The sequence below is a fragment of the Bacillus sp. JJ1474 genome, assembly GCF_036965225.1.
Lineage (GTDB): Bacteria > Bacillota > Bacilli > Bacillales > Cytobacillaceae > Cytobacillus.
Window position 1 is genome coordinate 22,786 of record NZ_JBALPC010000219.1, and the last position, 6,316, is coordinate 29,101.

At 38.7% G+C, this 6,316-nt stretch carries 8 protein-coding genes; 1 reads left to right on the top strand and 7 read right to left on the bottom strand.

Features of this window, described 5'->3' with window-relative positions; all coding sequences use genetic code 11:
- Nucleotides 1–27: 27 nt before the first annotated feature.
- Complete coding sequence (locus V7164_RS22360) at nt 28–1,578, bottom strand: acyl-CoA carboxylase subunit beta (RefSeq protein ID WP_335355260.1); 1,551 nt, start codon at nt 1,576–1,578, stop codon at nt 28–30.
- 9 nt (nt 1,579–1,587) lie between these two features.
- On the bottom strand, nt 1,588–1,992 hold the full coding sequence (gene mce, locus V7164_RS22365; protein ID WP_335347713.1) for a methylmalonyl-CoA epimerase: 405 nt from the start codon (nt 1,990–1,992) through the stop codon (nt 1,588–1,590).
- Nucleotides 1,993–2,222: 230 nt separating this feature from the next.
- On the opposite strand from mce, the gene prli42 reads away from it, so the two are divergent.
- Entirely contained in the window at nt 2,223–2,318 is a 96-nt protein-coding gene (gene prli42, locus V7164_RS22370; protein ID WP_315665429.1) for a stressosome-associated protein Prli42, read from the top strand.
- Nucleotides 2,319–2,359: 41 nt separating this feature from the next.
- On the opposite strand, the gene V7164_RS22375 is transcribed toward prli42, so the two are convergent.
- The 5 genes from V7164_RS22375 to V7164_RS22395 form a co-directional block, all read right to left on the bottom strand.
- Entirely contained in the window at nt 2,360–2,872 is a 513-nt protein-coding gene (locus V7164_RS22375) for a L,D-transpeptidase (protein WP_335355261.1), read from the bottom strand.
- Nucleotides 2,873–2,906: 34 nt separating this feature from the next.
- Entirely contained in the window at nt 2,907–3,890 is a 984-nt protein-coding gene (locus V7164_RS22380; RefSeq protein WP_335355262.1) for an aromatic acid exporter family protein, read from the bottom strand.
- A gap of 146 nt (nt 3,891–4,036) precedes the next feature.
- On the bottom strand, nt 4,037–4,759 hold the full coding sequence (locus tag V7164_RS22385) for an amino acid ABC transporter ATP-binding protein (protein WP_335355263.1): 723 nt from the start codon (nt 4,757–4,759) through the stop codon (nt 4,037–4,039).
- Nucleotides 4,752–5,411, bottom strand: a complete 660-nt coding sequence (locus V7164_RS22390; RefSeq protein WP_335347710.1) for an amino acid ABC transporter permease — start codon at nt 5,409–5,411, stop codon at nt 4,752–4,754. The genes V7164_RS22385 and V7164_RS22390 overlap by 8 nt, the downstream gene beginning before the upstream one ends.
- A gap of 96 nt (nt 5,412–5,507) precedes the next feature.
- Nucleotides 5,508–6,296 (bottom strand): transporter substrate-binding domain-containing protein, encoded by a 789-nt coding sequence (locus tag V7164_RS22395; protein ID WP_335347721.1) that lies wholly within the window; start codon nt 6,294–6,296, stop codon nt 5,508–5,510.
- Nucleotides 6,297–6,316 lie beyond the last annotated feature (20 nt).

A 6,316-nucleotide genomic window follows, 5' to 3' on the forward strand; every position in this document is an offset into this window, starting at 1 on the left:
TCTATTATAAATTGTACAATTCCAATTTTAAAGCGGAATGTTCCCGTGTTTCTTCTTCGGTCTGGATTCTTGCTTATTTCGCAGCATTTCGAGAGCTTGAATGAGTTTGATTCTTGTTTCACGAGGGTCAATGACATCATCGACCATTCCTCTGCTTGCCGCAACATATGGATTAGCAAATTTTTCACGGTATTCTTCAATTTTTTGCGCTCTAGTTGTCTCCGGATCTTCACTGTTTTGAATTTCCCGGGCGAAAATAATATTTGCCGCCCCTTGAGGCCCCATCACTGCAACCTCTGCATTCGGCCAAGCAAAAACAAGATCAGCACCAATCGCTTTACTATTCAAAGCCACATATGCCCCGCCAAACGCCTTTCGCAATATGACGGTTAGCTTTGGAACAGTTGCTTCAGAATAAGCGTATAAAATTTTAGCACCATGGCGGATAATTCCCCCATGCTCTTGTTTAACACCAGGCAAAAATCCCGTTACATCCTCAAAAGTGATAATCGGAATATTAAAGGAATCACAGAAACGAATAAATCTCGCTGCCTTATCAGAAGAATCGATATCAAGACCGCCCGCCATAAATTTCGGCTGATTGCAGACAAGACCAACGACTTCACCCTTAATTCTCGCTAAGCCAACGACAATGTTCTTTGCAAAGTCTTGATGAATCTCCATAAAGGAAGTCTTATCAACCACCTGCTCTATAACCTTCCGTACATCATAAGGACGTACTGCATCGAACGGGATGACATCTGTTAAATCCGGACGATAATCGTCTTCATTGTCTGCATGCAGCATAGGTGGCTTTTCCTCATTATTTTGCGGCAAATAGCTTAATAAATGGCGAACCTGATCGATGACTTCCGCCTCTGTTTTGCCTTTAAAATGCGCATTGCCGCTAATCGTATTATGTACGTTTGCTCCGCCTAAATCCTCAGCAGATATTTTCTCACCAGTAACTGTTTCAATTACTTTAGGTCCTGTAATAAACATTTGGCTCGTATTTTCAACCATGAAAACAAAGTCAGTGATCGCAGGCGAATAGACTGCTCCACCTGCACACGGTCCCATGATGACGGAGATTTGCGGAATCACACCAGAATAAATCGAATTTCGGTAAAAGATATGGCCATATCCATCTAATGACACAACACCTTCTTGAATTCTCGCACCGCCAGAATCATTCAAACCAACAAATGGCGCCCCATTTTTTGCAGCTAAATCCATCACATTGGCAATTTTCTTCGCATGCATCTCACCAAGTGCTCCTCCGAAAACCGTGAAATCCTGGGAAAATAGAAAAATCGGTCTGCCATTAACTTTTCCATACCCAGTTACAACCCCATCTCCTGGCCCCTTCTGTCCATCCAGTCCAAAATCCGTACAGCGATGTTCAATAAACGGATTTAGCTCAACGAAAGTCCCTGGATCCACTAGTAAATCAATTCGCTCTCTTGCCGTTAGCTTCCCCTTCTCATGCTGCTTTGCAATTCTTTCATCCCCCCCGCCAAGTTCAATTTCTCTTCGGCGGTCATATAATTCGTTAATCTTTTCATAGATGTCTGCCATGGTCCTTATTCATCCTTTCCTTTCGCAAAATTCATAAAGCACTTTTCCTGTAGATTTTGGATGCATAAATGCAATCTGTGCTCCACCTGCACCCATTTTTGGGGCATCATTCAGCATGGAAATTCCCTTTTCTTTCATTTCATTAATCCGATCCTGGATGGATTCCACACCTAATGCAACATGATGAAGACCTTCTCCACGATGCTCGATAAATTTTGCGACAGCGCTTTCAGGATTAGTAGGCTCCAATAGCTCGAGCTTCGTATCTCCGGCTTTAAGGAAAGCAACTTTAAGCATTTCACTTTCCACCTCTTCAACGCCAAGCAGAGGAAGCTTTAGAATGTCCGTATAAAAAGGCAATGCCTTCTCAAGTGATCGAACTGCAATTCCGATATGATCAACCTTTTTAATCATATGTTCCCCTCCAATTGCTATCCTTCTAAAATTATAATCTTTTCTATACTAAAGTGAAACATCAATCATGAATAGGATTCCTTTTCTCAAGCCGAGAAGTTGCATTAAAACAGTCATATTATGTATTCTCTAAATATGTCGAAAAATCCTTTCTAAATCGAGCGGTTGTTCATTTTGATTTTTCCTAGTAAAATGTAAGTAGGAGAAAATAGATTAAAGGGGGAATTCTTTTGTCTAATAAAAAAGCACGTAAGATCATCGTTTATTTAATGATTTTTGCAATGCTGGCATCTTCATTGTTTGTTGGAGCCTCGATGTTTTTCTAGTAGATTTTAAAAAGCAGTGGATTAGAAATCCACTGCTTTTTTTATTGGATCGCCCCATAGGAACGCCCAATATCTTCAAAATGATTCGGAGAGGAAACAATTAATATTTTCGTACCAACTGGAACCAAATCATATAATGATTCGACTGCTTCATTTTGCAGGCGGATACAGCCTTGAGAAACATATTTTCCAATGGATGCTGGATTATTTGTGCCATGGATTCCATAAATTCTCCCATCGGTTTCCGCTGCATCAAATCCTATCCACCTTGATCCTAGAGGATTATCAGGATCACCGCCCTTAATATCATTTTTCCGATAATAAGGATCTTTCGCCTTTACCGTAATCGTAAAAAAACCTTCAGGTGTTAAATCTTCTGTCTTGCCTGTTGCTGCAGCGATCACTGTTTGAACTTTATTGTCATGAATAAAAGCTATTTCATTCGTTTTTTTATTGACAATAATAAAAGGGTCACCAGGCAATGGATTTTCTCCTAACGGCCAAATGGGCGAAAATGCCAGTGCTATTAGCATGGAAGAAATAAGCTTAAACATGTGATCACCAACCTTTTAAAGGATAGTTTTCACTTTAATCATTATTAACATGCATCTTTCTTCCAATTGGCAGCTCCTTCGTTGTACTTTTGATCAATAAATACTCTTCCATTTCTCGCGTAAATTGAAAAAGAGCCGCTCTAGCTTCGAATTCGATCCTCGTTTTTGGCAACTCCATGATCTTAAATGATTCATTCATTTCATAAAGCTTGTCTAAAAATATTTGGGCAGTATTTCCCGGGTGAATATTTTTTGATAACTCCTCAATAAAATCAGCAACCATTTCTCCTTGTTCAACAGTATGCGAAATGGAGGTAGCAATTGGCAAAACCCGTTCAATAATTTCGAACTGTTTTTCCCGCATTTTAAAATAATGATAAAAAATATTTTCATTGCGAAGTAGATGATTTTCTACATCCCTGTAGGAAAGGGCCTCAGCTTCCTCAATCAGCCTCGCAGTCTCCGTGATTTCGAGCCCGTCCCAGTCACTCTCATTTACACGCAGATAGATTACAATTTCTTCGAATATCCGTTTAAAATTTTCTTCAATCTGCACTTGATATTCACCTAGCTTCTGATCCAAGCTTGGCATAAAAAGATTTGCAATCAGCGCAACACCTATCCCTATGGTAATAATCCCAATTTCATTAAGAATGATTTCTGTCGTTACCTGCCCTGCGGCATAAATATGTAAAATAATCACACTGCTTGTCACAATTCCATCACTAATCTTAAGCATGACAGTAATTGGAATAAAAAATAGCAGCAAAAGACCAATCATTAATGGGTGATAAGCAATTCCTTCAAAAATCAATCCTGATAAAAGCATGGCGATAAGACAGGCAAAAAAACGGTCTAATGATGCCCTTAGTGACATCTTTTTTGTAGGTTTTATACAAAGAATGGTAATAATTCCAGCTGCAGCGAAATTAGTAAAACCAAATATTTGTGCTAAGATGATGGCAGCAGTTGTACCAATCGCTGTTTTAATCGTTCGATAGCCGATACGAAACTTCATAGTTTGTTAGCTCCTAGTCAAATCCTTTATATGCGAATAATTATAAGCTTCATAACAAATTATGTCCAAAAAAAAGAAGATGATCAAATAGAAATCATCTTCTTTTTTATTCGTAATTTCCTTATTAACATATTTTCCTACATGATTTACAGAACTTTTTGCAAGAAATCCTGAGCACGTGCGGATTTAGGATTAGCAAAGAATTCATTTGGCGGGGCATCCTCCACTAGCACCCCTCCATCAAGAAATAGAACTCGATCAGCAACCTCTTTAGCAAATCCCATTTCATGAGTAACAATAGCCATAGTCATTCCAGTATGTGCTAACGACTTCATAACATCCAACACCTCTTTGACCATTTCAGGGTCAAGTGCTGAGGTTGGTTCATCAAATAGCATGACATCTGGCTGCATGGCTAGTGCTCTAGCTATCGCTACCCGCTGCTTCTGTCCCCCAGATAAGCGATTTGGGTATTCAGAAGCCTTTTCAGAAAGCCCCACCTTGGCTAATAACTCAAGACCAATCTTTTCTGCTTCCTGCTTTGAAAGGCCTTTAACCGTCATAGGCGCATATGTTAAGTTTTGCAGCACCGTTTTATGAGGAAATAGATGAAAATGCTGAAAGACCATCCCTACATTTTGACGGACCTTCATAATATTTGTTTTCTTATTTGTAATATCTTGATCACCGATCCAAATCTGACCAGCAGTTGGCTTCTCCAGAAAATTAATACAGCGAAGAAAAGTTGATTTTCCAGAGCCTGATGGGCCAATAATGGCAACAACTTCCCCATCCTTTATGGTCGTTGAAATTCCCTTCAGCACTTCAAGCTTACCGAACTGTTTATATAAATTTTCAACCTTAATCACTGCGTCTCATCCTCCTTTCGACTGCTTTTCCAAGGAATGTTAAAGTAATAACCATTAAATAGTAAATGAGACCAGCTAATAGCAATGGTTCAATAAAGCGGAACTTGTCGGCACCGACCTGATAAGCCCTGCGCATAATATCCATTACGCCAATCGTTGTTACAATAGCAGATTCCTTTGTTAGAGTAATAAATTCATTCATAAGTGCTGGCAAAATGTTCTTTAAAGCCTGCGGTAAAATGATATTCAGCATCATCTTGCTGTATGGGACTCCAAGTGCTTTCGCTGCCTCGCTTTGTCCTTTATCAACAGCAAGAATCCCTGCCCGAATAATTTCGGAAATATAGGCAGCAGAATTCATCCCAAATGCTAGAACAGCGGCAAAATATGGTTCAATTTGATAACCAAAAATTTGCGGTGATCCAAAGTAAATAATCATTAATTGCAGCACTAAAGGCGTACCACGGAAAATAGAAGTATATAGATCTGCAAACCATAACAGCGGTTTAATGGAGCTAATCTTAAAAAGTGATAATATAATTCCTAGAACAAACCCTAATAATGCAGCTAAACCTACTATTTGGAGTGTTACGGTTATTCCCTTTAAAATATATGGAAGGGAAGGGAGAATGGAAGAAAAATCAAAATTCATCCGAATGCTCAGTCCTCTCTCAATCAGCTAAACCAAAAGGGCAAAAACGTTCAGAAGCCCGATTACTTCTGAACGTTTATCGCCACTTAAGCCATATTATTTCTCTTCAAACCATTTTTTAATAATCGCATCTACTTCGCCATTATCAATCATTTCTTTTAATACATTGTTAAATTCTGCTGTTAGCTCGCTGTTTTTAGGCAATGCAATTGCATATCCGCCATCTGCATCTTCAACAGTAAACCCTTCGATGTCAGCGTTATTATCTAAGTAACCTTTAGCAACTGTATCTTCAATAATTGCTGCATCTAAACGGCCAGCTTTAATTTCTTGAATCAATTCAGGAATACGGTTGCGGTTTTCCACAGACATTTCCACTGTTTCAGCTAACTCTTTAGCTTTCTCTTCTTGAATGGATCCTAATTGAGCACCAATCTTTTTGCCTTTAAGATCCTCTACCTTCGTAATTCCACTATCTTTTTTAGAAACTATCATATGCTTTGATGTATAGTATATTTCACTAAAATCTACACTTTTCTTTCTTTCTTCTGTTGCAGACATCGCTGCCATAACGAAATCAACTTGACCAGATTGCAGAGCTTGAATTAAACCGCCAAAATCCATATCACGAACTTCAAATTCATAACCTAATTTTTCTGTTACAGCTTTTGCAATATCAATATCGACTCCAATAATGTCATCGCCTTTAGCTGTATCGATGTATTCAAACGGAGCATAATCTCCTGATGTCCCCATGATTAATGTCTTCTTGTCAGATTCCTTTTTCTCTGATCCATTTGATGAAGGCTCTTCACTTGTTCCACATGCAGCAAGTAAGCCCATTAATAGAATACTAACAAAAAAATAAGAAACTATTTTTTTCATATTCATTTCCTCCTATATGT

Excerpts from the sequence above, each read along its gene's own strand:
- V7164_RS22360 (WP_335355260.1), bottom strand. The coding sequence starts at position 1,578 with ATGGCAGACATCTATGAAAAGATTAACGAATTATATGACCGCCGAAGA.
- mce (WP_335347713.1), bottom strand. The coding sequence starts at position 1,992 with ATGATTAAAAAGGTTGATCATATCGGAATTGCAGTTCGATCACTTGAG.
- V7164_RS22375 (WP_335355261.1), bottom strand. The coding sequence starts at position 2,872 with ATGTTTAAGCTTATTTCTTCCATGCTAATAGCACTGGCATTTTCGCCC.
- V7164_RS22380 (WP_335355262.1), bottom strand. The coding sequence starts at position 3,890 with ATGAAGTTTCGTATCGGCTATCGAACGATTAAAACAGCGATTGGTACA.
- V7164_RS22390 (WP_335347710.1), bottom strand. The coding sequence starts at position 5,411 with ATGAATTTTGATTTTTCTTCCATTCTCCCTTCCCTTCCATATATTTTA.
- V7164_RS22395 (WP_335347721.1), bottom strand. The coding sequence starts at position 6,296 with ATGAAAAAAATAGTTTCTTATTTTTTTGTTAGTATTCTATTAATGGGC.